The following is a 15794-nucleotide window of genomic DNA, read 5'->3' as shown; positions in this document are numbered from 1 at the left end:
TATTAGCTTGTTGCTGTTCCATCGCTTTGATTTTTGGTAAGAAGCTAAAATAATAATCTTACCTAAATTCAGTTTTTAACTTCCCGGAGGGACACTTTTCAAAGGAATGGATACTTCTACCTGTGCCTGGAATTTTTGACTTTGCAGGGTATGCCCATCCAGGTTCAGAAATAGTCCTACCGGGTGATGTGTAGCATCACAAGTAATCAATGCAACATTGTTCGCCAGTAATTTCGATATCAAAGCCTGCGTGATCGATATTTGTGGATGATCGAGAATGACAATGCCAATGTCTTCTATCGAGGCAGACTTTGATTCTTCGTCTTTTAAATCAACTACCAGCTGTTCATTGGCAGTTTTGAGATAGGCGGGATTACCAAAATATAAAGTTCTTTTAATCATTAGTTTAGTATTCGCCGGTTTTCACAATTTGACCAATATGATTGATTCGAACTTTTATTATTTTTTCAAATATAGGTAGACTTTTTACCTGTTTATAAGCGATGTCTTTTAATTCTTTCCTGTTTTCCACAGAAGTTTCGTAGATGTGCCGGAAATTATAATCTCTTATAATATTATTGCCATATTGTAGCCTTGAAAAATTTTGTACCCGGAAAAGATTGGCTGCTATTAATTTATTATTAGCAGGATTGTATAAGTCAATCTCTAAAGGATCAAACCCTTCATTCGGAAAAACGAAACATTCATTTTGTTTCAAGGAAAATAAAAACTGCCAGCCAAGCTCTTTATTTAGAGATTTGTCAATAATAGGAAGGCCTTGATTTACGCGGGCTACAGCCTCGTAAAAAGATACCACGTTGTCCTGCAGGTTGCCTGCTGCATCTCTGTAGATCGCAGCATGGTGGTTGTTGCCTGTACTCACAAAATCAGCAGGTGTACGATTGCCGTTATTATCCAGTATGGGCTTACCATGGTGATCTCTTTTATAGTGCAATGGTTCTGCGTTCGTTACCCCCGTGATGGTTACTCGCTTTATGCAAATGCCTTTAGACTCGTTCACCCATATTGGATTTTTATCAAGATTGTAAAAGGCTTCTTTTTCGTTGCCATTGTATGTTTCCAGTCGATGGTGTAATAAATTTCTAATACCAACGTCCACTATTTTCTCAATACTTTTGGCGTCTTTAAAATTTTCTGGGGTAATGTCTTTGCGGATGGTATACCCTTGTTCGATACTTACCAATTTGACAACGGGTGGTATCTTTTCCTGCTGTGTTGCATCAACGAAGAGGGGTGTCTTATCGAGACTGTTTTTTCCCGTAAAAGCTTTTTTAGGATCGTTACCGTTTTCTTCCAGTCTTTTTAATAGTGCATACCGGTACTTGGAATTAGCCACAGTTTGGATAAGTTGTGCATTAAACTTGGAGCTAACTTTTTCTTCATGTGTGACATATTTTTTTATTCTTCCATAAATGGTTTCTTTATGTAATTGTCCGCGAGGCGTCAGTTCTAATTTTACCTGTTCGCCATTCTTCGTTTTATACTTGTTTTTATTTTTGGTGAATACTTTATTTTTTGCTTTAAAGGAAATTAATAAGTGTTCCAGATGATGTTTGGCGGCTTGCCTGAAATCAGGCATGGGAAGTTTAAACCTGCGCTGGGTCTGACCTGTATCGTCTTTTACTTTTTCTGTTTCTTTTTGCTCTATACCAAAAATTTCTTTTCCTTTTTTATCATCAGATTTTCTGGCATTTAAGTTATTGAGGTATTGAATGTGACTATGTTTAGTGAATGCGATGGTTAGGGCGTCCATGGCGTGGTGGCGGTGATCGTTTCGTTTTGTCCAGTCTGTGATTCTTTCTTTTGTACTGCCGTCTTTTTTTTCGATTAATTCTGTTAGTCCCTGTTGGCGGTATTTGTCCATATTAAGTTCCTGCATAACATTTACCAGGCCCCAGTCTTCCCTCAATCGTTTAGTAATGCTGCCAGTGGTAGCTACTACGGTTCTGGTTACCTCCAAGAGCATTTGCCTTGCTTTTTTGGCAATATACTGGGTATCCCGCAGGTCGCGTTCAATGAAGCCTTGCCCGATCTCGGAAGCTTTCATCAATAGTTTTTTATACTTCCCTTTTCCAATACCTTCTTCGGGATTTTTTAGATTGATCTGGTGCAGCATTTCCACCCGGTTGATGTATTCCTGCACTTTATCTTCCCCGAAATAGGGGCCTATAAAATCCATGGCAGTCCTGTCTGCCTTATCGATATTTTCTTTTCTTACGCAGAGCGTTTTATTGGAGAAACTGTCATCAAATAAAATCGATTGCGGGATAATATGCTCTATATCAAAGTTTTTACCGAAAAGTTCTTCCCGTGGTATATAAGTATTCGAATACAGTGTTTTATACCCATTGTGCTTTAATTCCTGGTAGAGTTTATAACGGATAATATCGTTACGGGTAGGGTTTTTGATATTGTCTTCTTTAATCAGGATCTTTGTTATTCTCTCATGCTCTGTGTTGTTTTTAGTAATCTCCGTATTTAGTCTTTGTCGTTCCTGTACATTTTTTTTCAATTCACGGGCAAGCTCTATTCTTATCTCGTCTGGTTTACCAAGATAGGGGTCATCAAAAATAGTATTTAACAGGTTTATCAACTGGTTAAGTATTTTTTCAACCACCGGGTTCCGTAAACTGTTTTTGGGTAATATTGTTAGCCTGTCTTTTAATATTCGTTGCTCATTTTCTTCTTTTGATAAATAGGAAGAATGATTGTATCCTGCCAACGCACAGGCGGCACTATAGTGGTTTTCCTTAATGTGTGTGAAAATTTTCCGGATGGCCTTTGCACTTAGGCTTCCGTAATCCGTCTCGAGGGATACGTTGGCCAATATTTGTCCATGGGCATTGGTAAAACCAAATTTGGCCTGCAATAAATCCTGTAATTTTTTATTGCCGGAGGGTGAGTTATCACCTTCGTACGAATAAAGCAGGTGCCATAGTTGGTAAGCATGCTGTTGTTCAAAAGATTTTCCGGGGAGCGTTGCATTGAAATCGAGTAGGGATGTTTTAATATTAAGTGTTTCAAATATCTCCCGAACCATTTTTTTTATATCAGCAGCATCAACCGGAAGCTCGCTTAGTTTTATATCATCTTTATCCAATTTTAAACCTAGCAGGTCTTTCACTTCATATCCTTCCAGTTCAAGTATTTTGAGGTAGGCTTCGTAGAGTGCCTGGTTGGTCCTGTTGCCTTCCAGTTTCAGGAGGTTGCATTCCCATTCTTTGGGTTTGAATCCTAAAATAGTCAGGGCATTTTCTTTAGTGAGATCGCCTTTTACGTTTAGTTCATCAAACAGTAATTGTTTAGCATCCAGGTCAAGAAAATGGCGCTCTTTGGTAACTTTATGTTGTATTTCCATTCGACCAAGCGCCTGCCAGATTTTAAATTCCTGGAAAAGTGGCGATGATTTTGGCGCCACCTTATAACCCACTACTTTATCTCCCTGCAAAGGCTCCAGTATTCTTTTTTCAAATTCACAGATGCTCACCAGTTTTTTCTGCGACTTTAACTTGCGTTGGTAGAAGATCACAATATCCCGGATCTCTTCTTTGAGTGAAGGGGTGAGCATGGTATGGAATGTAGCCTGGGTTTCCCAAATGGTTTCAAATTCATCGAGGTAATCCTGCCGGTAAAATACCTGGCCGCTCAGGTTTGTATGAGGGTTTTGCTGTAGCAAGTTGTATTGATATTGGCCTACGGTTTGTTTGTTAAAAAAAAGTTCCTTACTACGATCGCTGATGGCGCCAAGATAGCCGCTAGAATTGGCTATGTTACTGTTTATATCTGTAATCACTGCGGCCACTTCTTCCTGGCTTAGCGGGGTAGTGATCGCCTGACTACGCCATTCGTAGGATTTCAGTTTTTTCTCCTCCCGTGAACCTTTAAACTCTGCGGTATTGAATCCATATTTGCCCCAGAAGCTCGCCGCCGTGGCTCGCTGGCCCTTGCCTGCTATATATTTCCGGAATTCATCCGTGAGTATGGCTTGATGAAATTGTTTTTGGAAAGTCCATACTTTTTCCATTTCCACTTGCAGGTCGGAGCGGTAGAAGTCGGGGAGCGTTTTCTTTCCTTGCAATAGTAATGTATAACACAACTGTCCAGGGGTAATATTTTCTTCGTACAGTTTTTTAGCCACCGCCATGCCGTCAATGGCTTGGCCATCCGCTTCCGTTTTAACTTTGCGGCTGCTACGATATCCTCTTTTCTTATTGAGCATGAGCAGTACACGCGCAAAATCTTCAAGAGGAATTTGCGCATATGCTGCCTTTGCCCGCAACGCGTGGGTGAGGTGGGTGGTGCCTTTGCCATCCTCTGCCAAAGCAGTGGTTTCCGTGATCAGTTTATTTTTAAGGAGTACATTGATAAGGTTTGTTCTACGCTGTTTGTAACGTTGCAGATTTCTTCTCATGCTACGCTTTAAGGTACGTTCGGCGGTTTCTGTAATGGGTTTTCCTTGTTCAAAATTTTTCAGCTCCTCTGTTGTAAGTGGATTTACCCTGGTGCCAATTCTTAATATGCGCGAATGGCCGTTTTCGTCTTCTATAACGTAGGCCCAGCCAATAGAGGTTACGCCAAGATCGATTCCAATGATTTTCTTTTCCATTAAGTAATTGATTTTAGATTTTTTGTTTTGATGAAGCCATGCGTGTTTTTTCGCTTTTGTTTATATACCCATGAAGGGGATTATAGGAGTATTGGGATTTTTTTAGCTTCAGCTAAAATTCAGGTGTTGGAATGCAATTCTTTTTGGTGCGTTTAAATTTTTAGTTCTATATTTGTCTTGAAGCAAATCGCAATAAGGGTTATCCCGTTGTGTAAACATCAAGTTGCCCTCGACTTTACGGGGGTTTTTTTATGCCCGGAAGTGCCGTTTTGAGAAAAATGATGAAGTCCTGAACTTTTAGTTTTCATACGTGTGCAAATGAAATTATTGTAAACAGGCCATGCAGATAAATCTGGAGTATTTGCGGTATGGGATATTTGCCGCAAACCATAGGAGGGATTTACTAAAGGGGTGTTTGTATACAAATCAATAGAAATATTCTGAGATTACAAAAATAAAAATACAAAAAAGCCTGGTTGAATTTCAACCAGGCTTTTTACAATATGCTATCCCTTTACTTTACCACATCTTCCAGTTCCACGTCTTCATCTACATCATCTTCGCCAGCCAGCAGTGCATCCTGTATCACCTCCTTTTGTACTTTACGGGAATCCAGGTGTTTATCTTTTGCTTTTTGCAGGTCGGCAAATAATACCTCCACGCATTCGCTCACGGAGGTTTCAAAATAAGCGCTTTGTTTTTTTACAAATGGATCGTTCCCTGGGATCTCCAGTCTTATTTCGCAGTAATTATTTTCAGGCATGCTTTCGGGTCCTTTAAACAGGGTTACGCGTGCGCTAACTACGCGATCGTTTTTAAGCGTCTGTAATTTTTCACCGATAAAGGTTTCCAGCGCAGGGCTGGCCGTGAATCCCAATGATTGAATAATAATCTCCATAATGATCTTATTTACCTAACATCCGCCAACATTGTGCCAGAGCGGTATACTACGTCCGTATTGTAAAAATGCTGGTAGTAGGAGTGTGTGCAGGTATGCATGCCATCATGTCTATTACATGCTGTTCCTGCATAATCGATTTTTCACGATTAAACGATTGGGTCGTTTTTATTTTCAGTCATGGGGTGGAAATTTCTTTTTTTTAAGCGGCTTTATGCTAATCATCTATACAAGTAACGCATGTCCTGAACAAGCTCATCCTGCCTTCAGTGAAAGCTATGGTTATGCCAGTTTGGCGCCCCAGCATTGATTTGTGTCGCCTGGTTGGCCCGGGAGAGCTAGTAAAAACTGCCCTTCTGGCCGGCTGTTTCGTGGTATGGTTTTTATGTATATTTAGGAAGAAAAACATCATATGTCATATAACAAACTCACCAACGAAGAAGCCAGGGTGATCCTGCACAAGGGAACGGAGCGTGCATTCACCGGCGAGTATACCGATAATAAGGCTAGTGGCACTTATGTGTGCCGGCAGTGTAATGCGCCGTTGTATCATTCTAAAGATAAATTTGATTCGCACTGTGGATGGCCTAGTTTTGATGATGAAATTCCGGGAGCTGTAAAACATGTCCCGGATGCAGACGGGCATCGCACGGAGATCCTTTGCGCTAACTGCGGCGGTCATCTGGGTCATGTATTTAAAGGGGAACGGCTTACGGCAAAAAATATCCGTCATTGTGTGAACTCCATCTCTATGAAGTTTATACCGGATCAGGAAGAAAAGAAGTAGGCAAACATACCATTGAAAGCGGATGACTCAAGTCAGGGTCATCCGCTTTTTTTTATGGAAGCGTAGTGCTGGCTAAACCCCCAGGGTCCCCTGTGTTAGCCATAATTAACTTGGTACGATTTAAAACTTGTGCTAATTTCGGTAAGTATATGCTGGAGCATGAGCATTAAAATTCCCCCATCACCATACTTTTTACAGTCCGGGTACTGCGGGCTTATGTGTTAACGACGAAGAAACGAAACAAACCGATTGGATGTGAAAACGATTTTATCCTGCTTTTTTTTGTTGTTGATGGCTGCTAACCGGCTTTCTGCGCAGGGCACTGAAAAAATGTTACGGTTATACGAGGACAATGATGGCCTGAACATCCGCTTCCTGCCCACTGATCAAGCATATACCAATGGTTTTCGCCTGGATTTCTTTTATACCAAAACAGGACGCGACCACTTCTTCCTCGATCGCCTGGCCCCAAAAGCGGGCAACAGCAGTATTAATGCTTATGGCTGGAGCGCCGCCCAATTAATGTTTACGCCAGACAGTCTTACCGAGTATAATTACCGTCCCAACGATTACGCTTATTCCACCGCTCTTTTTGCTATTCATAGTATTTATTCTTACAATCCGGTCAAAAAATATGCATTCCAATCGGAGCTTATTCTTGGTGTGCGTGGACCGGCTGCCGGCGGTGAAGCTACCCAGCGATTTATACATCACTTGTTTAAATTTGAACGCCCGCATGGATGGTCGCATCAACTGGAAAATAAATTGCTGGTAAATATAAACGTGCGTTTCGAGAAACAACTGTTGCAATGGGGATCGCATGTAGAACTGAGTGGAGGCACACAGGTAAGCGCAGGTACTATGATGAGTGGTGTGTCGCTATACCCTTTATTGCGTATTGGCAAAATGCAGCCTTACTACAACGGTTATATCCGGCAATACACCAACACACAACGGCCTAAAATTCCTCACCACGGCATATTGCAAGCCTATCTCATTTTCAGGCCGGAAATACAGTGGGTAGTTAATAATGCATTGCTGAACGGCCAGTTGCATGCAGAAGATCCGGTAAATGAATATAAGACGGTTATGATAGACCGCAGCAATGCCACCATACAGAAATTGGTTTATTCCCTGAATTACGGCGGCGTAGTTAGCTTTGGTGCCTTTGGCATTGCTTATACCCAAAACACTGCCACTGCATTGCTAAAACATGGTTACAGCCATGAATATGGTAACATTTCCTTATATTTTGCTTTTCATTGATCCTGGCGGAGCATAATAATCCAATTAAATCATTAGGGTTTAATGTCTTATCCTGGTAAGCAGGCTTGTTTACCGAATCGGCAAAAAGGGCTTAAATTTGTGCGATCAGGATTTAAAAGACCGGCAGCGTTTCCAAAGTAACAGGTACTGCGATTATCTCGAAAAGCAAAAGATTTATGGAATTAATGCATGCTCCCACTTACCAGGCGGCCCGCCAAGTGGCAGAACAAATAGAAATTCATTTTATCAAGCACCGGCGGTTGGCGCAGGACGCGAAAGAAGATTGTGTAGCGCCCGCGCCCAATGCGTTCGTGATTGAGAAAATCATCGATACGGCATTTTGGGCCAGCCTTAACCGGGAGGAGGGAAATGACACCCGCATCTCCCTGGCATTTATGCTTCCCTCCCAAACCAGCAATCCGTTGCTATTTGAGGAACCACTGCCCTTTACTTCCAAGGTGCTCACCAAATTGGCGCCCGGTGTAGAAAGGTCGGGCATTCATGTAGGTGTGTGGTATGAAGACGGAGAGTTATGTATTTGGGGCACTACCACCAGTGTGCCTAACCTCTGTTTTGTGGTGGATGTATCAGAACCGGGTTTGCTGGTGATCAAACACCGGCGTATTACCGGGCTGGGTAAATTCACCAATGTGGCTGTGTTAAGAGGCGACCAGGTAAAAATAATCGATGAAGATAGTGGTATGCAGCCAGATACACCGGCTATGCTTACCGCCTTGCTGGGTATCGATGCATCGCCGTTGTGGAACAATGGCGTGAATGTATTGATACAGATGGCCGTGTCCATGCGTGCGCATAGACATGGCGGTACATTGCTGGTAGTGCCCAATGCCAGTGATAAGTGGAGGGAAAGCATTATTCATCCCATGCAATACCCGGTGGCACCGGCATTTGGGGGTATTGCGGAACTTATCCGTAAAGACAATACCCTGGTCAGTGAATTGTTCTGGCAGAACGCTATTCGCCGGGAAGTGGAAAACCTGAGCGGCCTTACCGCTGTAGATGGTGCCACCGTGATCAATGAGGACATGGAGCTGATTGCATTTGGCGTAAAAACCTCCCGGGCAAAAAATGCAACCATCGTGGAAAAGGTGTTGATGTCGGAACCGGTGGTGGGTGGGCATTCTGTGGAGCTGCACGCATCCGCGATCGGAGGTACCCGTCATTTTTCTGCCGCGCAGTTTGTGCATGATCAGCATGATGCATTGGCACTGGTAGCATCACAGGATGGATATTTTACCATCTTTTCCTGGTCGCCGGCCCGGCAGGTGGTGCAGGCGCATCGCATAGATACGTTGTTATTATGATCATATAAATATCGCGAACGAAAGCCGTTATTCCTTGCCGGATAGCGGCTTTTTTTACCCGACTTGCTTTACAGCTATGTAGTGGACTACATGTATTTGTGAAGCAAATGCATATGTGTGCAAGCATTACTTGTTATTAAGAACATGTATTCTACGGAAAGTGTACAGATCATCTGATACTACCCATGAGGATTAGAAATGAGTTCGGGTTATTTAAGAAAAAATGCATGATAGGATTTGCGGATGTGAAATATTTGTTGCTATATTTGCACCCCGTTCCACGCTAAGGTGCGGTCGGAAAATGGATCGGTAGTTCAGTCGGTTAGAATGCCGCCCTGTCACGGCGGAGGTCGCGGGTTCGAGTCCCGTCCGGTCCGCATTATTCTTCTAAAACCCGCGCTGGTCGCGGGTTTTTCATTTTTACTCTATTTTTTACTCTATCTCATTCGCGAATCACACATTTTCTTGTTGCGACTTCACGCGGCTTAATTATAATTCACGAATAAAGGCTGTTTTCACACAGTACCTAGTTCCATTTTTACATAATATTTACTGGTTGATTTTCCCTTTCAATTTGCATAAAACATATTATATTTATATATAATTTTTGAATAGGCTAACTAAAATTTAAGCTTATGCATTTAAAGTTGTTCCATCCGGTTTCCTGACCGGAATTGTGATATGAAAGATAAATTTAATGGCCAATCATTAATGCTTGCTGTTTTAATGGATTTTAAATCCTGAATTTGATTCTTGTAACAAGAAATGGTTATCTCTTTTTATTGTTTTTTCGTGCTGTTCCAAAAGCAATAAAACCAAACTGAAAGTTTTGGAAAAAATGGAAGATTAAGTGAATATCCGAATATAAAATGCAGGTGGAAATTTAATATTGGCGTCTCGTGCGATCGCACAGTTATTTGCTTTAGGATATCTGGCTGCTCTGCAAAAAAATAAGGCTATGTAGTTAGAGAGATATCATACTACATAGCCTGTGTGACGGTAAATGACACGATCTGATAAACTATTTTAGGAATTCTTTGCTTTTGTAATTTGGATTAGGATGTTTATAAAATCCTTCACCCGTTGCCTCGCCTAATTTCCCCTTGTCAATATGTTCTGTTTTCAGGTAGGTAACTATCTTTTCAAGCGATGGATCTTTTGTGGTGTCATACATGAGCTTAAAAACGTTATAAACAGTGGTAAGGCCAATAGTGTCCATGAAAGAGAACGGGCCAAAAGGAGCATCCGTTGCAATCATCCAGGTTTTATCGATTGTTTGATAATCAGAAACACCGTTAACTAGCAGTCCTAAACCGGCTTGTAAAAATGGGACCAATAAGGTATTGAGTACATAACCAGCCTGTTCTTTATGCAGAATGATAGGCACCATGCCGATTGATTTAATAAATGCAGTGACAATGTCAAAGTATGTAGGGTCGGTAGCCGGGTGTCCCATTATTTCAGTAAGGTTATGCTTCCAAACTTCAATGCCAAAGTGCGTAGTAAGAAATTTCTCGGGCCTTCCAGTAAATTTGGCTAGCAAACTGGGCAGCATCGTAGAAGAATTTGTTGTAAATATTGTCTTCTCAGGCGCTAATTTAGCCAGCTGCGTATAAAAACTTTCTTTTATCTCAATGTTTTCTGGTACGGCCTCAATTACCAAATCCGCATCTTTAACAGCAAGTTCAAGGTTGGATGTGTAATCCAAATTGTTAAGGGCTGTCTTCAGCTGTTCATTCGTACTGCCGATATCTTTTTTATAGGCCTCACTAAGTATATTGAATTTTGATTTTGCTTTTTCCAGTACAGCATCATTGATGTCATATACCTTCACTTTATAGCCTTTATAAGCTATCTGAAAAGCAATCTGGTAACCCATCGTGCCACTGCCGGCTACAACTATATTTTTAATTTCCATTTCCTTGTTTTTTATTAATTATCCTATAATTAATTGCTCCATTATAAAGTTATGAAAAAATAATTAATAGTAATCATTCTTCATAATGCGGTACGGCTTCTTCTTAATTCTTTACTAATACTTCTGTTTGGCTATCCCCATAACATGTTTACTAAACTTCGTTTGGATAACAGTAAAACAAATAAATTGCTACATCACCCTGCACTATTTAACATTGCTTTTAAATGAATTACCCCATCTGTTAATGCTATAGGCCAGTATCTTGGTGATAAGGCTCTTAGGTTTAGGCAGCAGATATTCTTTTTTTCATCCATTCTCCTAACTCCTGCACTATGATAATGCTTCCTTAAGGCGCTTGTCTTTAAGTTGTTGTTCAGTTAGCTGCTGCTCTTTACACGCTGTTTCTATTTTATATTGCTAGGCTATCTCAGTAAGCACATGCTATACTCTGGATTTGTCATTAGTCTGCACGTCAAGCATTTTACGAAGTGCATGCGTAAGGCAGCACACCACAGTAATATCCTTGCCAACCACTTTTTCATATACCGCATAACCATCTGTTTGCAAATGGTCTTTAAACATTGGCATGATTTGAGAAGCTGCACTATGAACCATATCATATAGTTCGAAATAATTCCGCACCGTCAGCGTACTAGCTTCATGTTACGCTATTAGAACAAACATCTCTTGCTTCTTTGTTAATCTATTAGCTTGTTGCTGTTCCATCTATTTTATTTTTTGGTAGGAAACTAAAATAATAATCTTACCAAAATTCAGCTTTTAACTTCCTAGAGGTACACGATACTTTCCCCCCTCAGCCAAAGTTATCCTCAGCATCCGTTAATTCTTTTTTAGATTTTAAATAACCTTTTGAGTAGGACTACAAAAAATTATTCACATGTGTGTGAAATATATTTATATTTTGTATTTTTACCTGCTTGCTAACAATTTTAATGATCATCCTTTATGTACATATCTTATAAATTCATTGTTCACATTTAAATAATTAAAAAATGAAAAAGCTGTTTTTTGTATTAATCTGCACTGTGGTAGGTTTAAGCGCATCTGCCAATTCCCCGAAAAGTAAAAAGAATTCAATTGAGCCGATAAAAGTTGAAATAGGAATGCGAACAACTGAAAGCGCCTTCCGTATACAAAAATCATTTGTTTTCCATGACTCATGTGGTCAGACAATCACTGTGTATGTTAGTGCTCCAAATGGTACCTTTTGGGCTGATATGGGCTCTGTTGCAGGACACTATGTAGTTGATCACCTGGATAGTAATGGTTGCTTTCATGAAAATTGATAATAGGCTTGCCGGATAGTCCAAGACATACGTCAAGTCCAAAATAAGATATATCATATAAGGATGACACATTATTACCCCGAACACGCTTCGGGGTAATAATCTATTTAATTCTAATTATTATGTGGTACTTTCTGAGGTTTACTTTTATCGTTGTATTCTTATGTATAATCAGTTCTTTTAGGTATCCTAATGCCTACGAGGAACCTGGTGGAATTGCTATTTATCATTTTAACTATATTAGGGACACTACCAACCTTAGTGAGTTGTGGCAGGAAGACTTTCAATTAGTGTTTGATGGAAAAAAAAGCAGTTATATCAGCTACACAAAGAAGATTCAGGATTCGCTACAGCATGCGAAGATTGACGCTGCAATGCGGTCTGGTTCCGATAATATAGATATGGGTATAGTACACCCTTATACCTCCGAAAAAATTTATGTCTCGCAAGCAGAAAATTTCTTGTGTATTGCCAAACCTTTCAATGACAACAACTATCTGATAAGGGAAGAACTTGAAAAGATAGATTGGAAGATTTTTAAGGAGACTAAAAAGGTGCTCGGTTTCCATTGTCAAAAAGCTACAGGTATCTGTAAGGGACGGAGTTATACGGCCTGGTTTACGATAGACATCCCTGCTGGTTTCGGCCCCTGGAAGCTGCAGGGGCTGCCTGGCCTGATAATGGAAGCTTACGATGTAAGTCAAAGGATCCGGTTCGTCTGCACCAATGTTCAATTCACGGGTAGCGGTTCTGCTCATTTACCACTCGATCTGCCTAAAGACGCCATCGCTACTTCTCCTGCTGCATTTGCCAGGATGGAAAAAGCCTATAAAGAGGGCGTTTCCGGGAACAGTATGAATGGTGGTGAGGCTATCATAGAGCATGTTAAGGTTAATAACGACCAGTCCCCCCTAAATTTCAAAACACGTGTGGTAAACTTTCCTTTAGAATTAAATAGATAGATATCTACCCGGGTGGAAAAAATACGGCTCTTCCTTTTCTTCATTGTTTCTTTGCTATCATTGTCCAAGTTGTCCGCACAAGGTCAGCTGAGTGTAAAAGGTAGGGTAACCGATTCCATCGGTGGTCCGATCGCTAATGCGGCTGTTACCATAATCGATGAAGCAGGGACCGGCCTTTTTTTTGGTAAGACGGATGAAAAGGGTGCGTTTAAATGCCACCTTGTAACAGACAGTTACAAGTTATCCATCAAGGTCACTTGTCTTGGATTTCACCAGCAAACCGTTCCGCTCGGCCAATTATCCGATCAACCCTATACGATAGTGTTAAAGCAAACAATGGCTCAATTGAAAGAGATCATCGTTAAGTCTGACAATAGTATCAAGCTCTCCAGCGACACGTTAAAATATAAGGTGAAGGCATTCCGCGATCAGCAGGACAGGGTCATTGCAGATCTGATCAACAGGCTTCCAGGTATCCAGGTCGATGAACGGGGTGCGATTAGCTACAATGGCAAACCCATAAAGACCATCTACATTGACGGGGACAATTTGCTGGATGAAAAATATGGGATAGCTACGAAAACAATGCCTGTCGGTGCTGTTGACCAGGTGGAGGTCATCGAACGGGATCAACCTGTCAAGGCGTTGAACGGCTTTGTGACAACTAATGATATTTCTCTTAACCTGAAGCTCTCTGATAGCGCTAAAACGGTAATTTTTAACACTGGTCATGTAGGATCTGGAAACAAGGCCTATACAGCTGAACTGAATAATATCATTCTGAAGAAGGGTATAAAAAGCATGAATACGGTAAAGGCTAACAACGTTGGACTGGACCTGCTTAATGAGAACGCTGATATCGGTGTTTCCTTCGATAATGAGGTTGGTCTGAAGACCGTGCAACCTTACCTTTCTTTGGAATCTACATCGCATCCTACTGTTGACGATAAATATTACCTGAAGAACAATGACCTTGCAGGAGGAATAAACACCCTCTTTAAACCCGGGGCGGACTGGGGGCTGCGGTTAAATATTTATTCCCTAAAGCTTAAAAGAAAATATCGTGAAAGTTCATTAGTAAATTACTTCCTGCCAAATACAGATACTATAGGTTACGAAGAAATCCAAAATAATATATACAGGTCTGAACAATGGCAGTTCAAAGGGCAGGTTGAGAAGAACAGCCGGTCAGTTTATATCAGATCTACCACCAGATTGGATCTTCCCAAATGGGATCGCTCAGGCACAACTATTCAAAATGATTCGGCCCTTTCACAGCATCAACCTTCCAGGTATATCTCCCTGAGTAATGAGACCAGTGCAGTCAAAGGCATAGGAAGCAATCAGGTTATTCAATATAATGGCCTGGTTCAATATTATCAGATGAGGGAAAGTCTGAATATACATCCAGGCGTACAGGAGGCGGTCGTAAATAATAGCCTACCTTATCAAATGTTGGAGCAGCAGATGCTGACAAAAACTGTTTTCATTGATCAGTCTTTCTGGCTAAGGTCTAAACTAGGGCGGTTAGTTGTAAGTACTTCTTTAGGTACCTCTTTTGAACACAACAATTTAAGCAGCAATCTCTATAAAACAAGCGATGATCAACGCACAACTGAAGTTGGTAACGACTTCCGTAATAACACCGATCTTGACCATACGAATCTGCATAGCAAAACTTCTCTTATGTATGTGTTACCGGGCGGATGGATCATGGCCGAGGCAGATCCTTCGTTTCATGTAGTTCGGTATACGTCTATGGAAAAGGGCTTTGTTCATGAGAATCTATACTTTCTTCTGAATCCGTTATTGGAATACCGTAAGAAATTCGCACTGTACAATGAATTCAATTTAAGGTATGCGCAACGTACTGAATTTGGGCAAATCCAGGAGATCTATCCCGGAACGATCCTGGTAAATTACAGGCAATTCAGTGCAAACAACACGCCACTTCCCAAGAATGATGTTTATTCTTTAATGGCAAGATATACTTATCGAAAACCAATCCAGGTATTCTTCTGTAATCTAAGCATTAACTATGACCATACCTCCACTAACTTCATCAATTCCTATGTGGTGGAGAGAGGGTTGACAAAAACTACTGCCATCGATTACAGGAACAGGATGAACAGGTTTTCGATCAACGGAAACATTTCTAAATATCTTTTTTTTGCCGGTGTCAATCTTGCCGCCAATGGTGGATGGGGATTACGCAATGGTTATGGTTTTTACAATGATGAAGTGAGGCCTTTCATAACTTATGATGCCAACCTGGCTTTTACAGCGTCAAAAAAGCTGGTTAAGGAAGTAACGTTGTCGATGACAGGCGAAATAAGTGAATTTAACAATATACAGCAAACCACCCAATCAGAAAATATTCGCAATGAGACGGTAGCTTATCGGTTTAAAAGTGAATGGCGGCATAGCATAAGCGATCACCTTTCTTACCTGATCAATTACCATGTTAACGCTTATAGACAGAAACTCCAAAAGCCGGTGTCTAACCATTTTTTGGATGCAGAAGTCAGATACAGGCCATCAAAATGCAAATGCAGTTTCGAACTTCAATGTGTAAACCTGTTAAATCAGCACCTCTACCGGCAGACGAATGCCTACTCAAATCAATTATCGGTAGCCGAGATACCGCTGAGAGGCAGGACCTTTTTATTAACATGCCACTTTAACCTGTAGGACGGAAAGGAAA

At 41.0% G+C, this 15794-nt stretch carries 11 protein-coding genes and 1 tRNA gene; 7 read left to right on the top strand and 5 right to left on the bottom strand.

Translation table 11 applies throughout. From position 1 onward, the window contains the following. Nucleotides 1-75 precede the first annotated feature (75 nt). From GA0116948_RS10220 to GA0116948_RS10210, 3 genes are all read right to left on the bottom strand, one after another. Nucleotides 76-402, bottom strand: a complete 327-nt coding sequence (locus tag GA0116948_RS10220) for a CRISPR-associated endonuclease Cas1 (protein WP_108675039.1) — start codon at nt 400-402, stop codon at nt 76-78. 4 nt (nt 403-406) lie between these two features. Beyond that, nucleotides 407-4627 carry a type II CRISPR RNA-guided endonuclease Cas9 gene (gene cas9 / locus GA0116948_RS10215; RefSeq protein WP_089711718.1) on the bottom strand — a complete coding sequence of 1407 codons (4221 nt, stop codon included), beginning with the start codon at nt 4625-4627 and terminating at the stop codon, nt 407-409. 514 nt (nt 4628-5141) lie between these two features. Continuing rightward, the gene (locus tag GA0116948_RS10210; protein ID WP_089711716.1) at nt 5142-5525 is read right to left on the bottom strand and encodes an HPF/RaiA family ribosome-associated protein; all 384 of its coding nucleotides are present in this window, start codon (nt 5523-5525) and stop codon (nt 5142-5144) included. A gap of 412 nt (nt 5526-5937) precedes the next feature. Here GA0116948_RS10210 and GA0116948_RS10205 point away from each other — a divergent pair, with 412 nt between their 5' ends. The 4 genes from GA0116948_RS10205 (at nt 5938) to GA0116948_RS10190 (ending at nt 9280) form a co-directional block, all read left to right on the top strand. Then, nucleotides 5938-6312, top strand: a complete 375-nt coding sequence (locus GA0116948_RS10205; protein WP_089711714.1) for a methionine-R-sulfoxide reductase — start codon at nt 5938-5940, stop codon at nt 6310-6312. A gap of 255 nt (nt 6313-6567) precedes the next feature. Continuing rightward, nucleotides 6568-7578 carry a lipid A deacylase LpxR family protein gene (locus GA0116948_RS10200; RefSeq protein WP_123891766.1) on the top strand — a complete coding sequence of 337 codons (1011 nt, stop codon included), beginning with the start codon at nt 6568-6570 and terminating at the stop codon, nt 7576-7578. 176 nt (nt 7579-7754) lie between these two features. Beyond that, on the top strand, nt 7755-8903 hold the full coding sequence (locus GA0116948_RS10195; RefSeq protein WP_089711711.1) for a putative sensor domain DACNV-containing protein: 1149 nt from the start codon (nt 7755-7757) through the stop codon (nt 8901-8903). 303 nt (nt 8904-9206) lie between these two features. After that, nucleotides 9207-9280 (top strand) — tRNA-Asp (locus GA0116948_RS10190). A 644-nt stretch (nt 9281-9924) separates the two neighbouring features. Here the strand turns inward: GA0116948_RS10190 and GA0116948_RS10185 are convergent. Together GA0116948_RS10185 and GA0116948_RS21775 are read right to left on the bottom strand one after the other, a co-directional pair. Next, on the bottom strand, nt 9925-10821 hold the full coding sequence (locus GA0116948_RS10185) for a 3-hydroxyacyl-CoA dehydrogenase (protein ID WP_089711709.1): 897 nt from the start codon (nt 10819-10821) through the stop codon (nt 9925-9927). A gap of 441 nt (nt 10822-11262) precedes the next feature. Further along, nucleotides 11263-11436 (bottom strand): IS66 family transposase, encoded by a 174-nt coding sequence (locus tag GA0116948_RS21775; protein ID WP_089711707.1) that lies wholly within the window; start codon nt 11434-11436, stop codon nt 11263-11265. Between the two features lie 398 nt (nt 11437-11834). On the opposite strand from GA0116948_RS21775, the gene GA0116948_RS10175 reads away from it, so the two are divergent. The 3 genes from GA0116948_RS10175 to GA0116948_RS10165 all read left to right on the top strand — a co-directional run bounded on the left by GA0116948_RS10175 (nt 11835) and on the right by GA0116948_RS10165 (nt 15781). After that, the gene (locus GA0116948_RS10175; RefSeq protein ID WP_089711705.1) at nt 11835-12128 is read left to right on the top strand and encodes a hypothetical protein; all 294 of its coding nucleotides are present in this window, start codon (nt 11835-11837) and stop codon (nt 12126-12128) included. Between the two features lie 122 nt (nt 12129-12250). After that, nucleotides 12251-13090 (top strand): GLPGLI family protein, encoded by an 840-nt coding sequence (locus GA0116948_RS10170; protein WP_089711703.1) that lies wholly within the window; start codon nt 12251-12253, stop codon nt 13088-13090. A gap of 69 nt (nt 13091-13159) precedes the next feature. Then, entirely contained in the window at nt 13160-15781 is a 2622-nt protein-coding gene (locus GA0116948_RS10165) for a carboxypeptidase-like regulatory domain-containing protein (protein ID WP_165798432.1), read from the top strand. Nucleotides 15782-15794 lie beyond the last annotated feature (13 nt).

The organism is Chitinophaga costaii (assembly GCF_900094705.1).
Classification (GTDB): domain Bacteria; phylum Bacteroidota; class Bacteroidia; order Chitinophagales; family Chitinophagaceae; genus Chitinophaga; species Chitinophaga costaii.
This window is presented reverse-complemented; position numbering and strand designations above follow the sequence as displayed.

Coding starts and splice junctions, on each gene's coding strand:
- GA0116948_RS10205 (WP_089711714.1), top strand. CDS start 5,938: ATGTCATATAACAAACTCACCAACGAAGAAGCCAGGGTGATCCTGCAC.
- GA0116948_RS10220 (WP_108675039.1), bottom strand. CDS start 402: ATGATTAAAAGAACTTTATATTTTGGTAATCCCGCCTATCTCAAAACT.
- GA0116948_RS10195 (WP_089711711.1), top strand. CDS start 7,755: ATGGAATTAATGCATGCTCCCACTTACCAGGCGGCCCGCCAAGTGGCA.
- GA0116948_RS10170 (WP_089711703.1), top strand. CDS start 12,251: ATGTGGTACTTTCTGAGGTTTACTTTTATCGTTGTATTCTTATGTATA.
- GA0116948_RS10210 (WP_089711716.1), bottom strand. CDS start 5,525: ATGGAGATTATTATTCAATCATTGGGATTCACGGCCAGCCCTGCGCTG.
- GA0116948_RS21775 (WP_089711707.1), bottom strand. CDS start 11,436: ATGGTTCATAGTGCAGCTTCTCAAATCATGCCAATGTTTAAAGACCAT.
- GA0116948_RS10175 (WP_089711705.1), top strand. CDS start 11,835: ATGAAAAAGCTGTTTTTTGTATTAATCTGCACTGTGGTAGGTTTAAGC.
- cas9 (WP_089711718.1), bottom strand. CDS start 4,627: ATGGAAAAGAAAATCATTGGAATCGATCTTGGCGTAACCTCTATTGGC.
- GA0116948_RS10185 (WP_089711709.1), bottom strand. CDS start 10,821: ATGGAAATTAAAAATATAGTTGTAGCCGGCAGTGGCACGATGGGTTAC.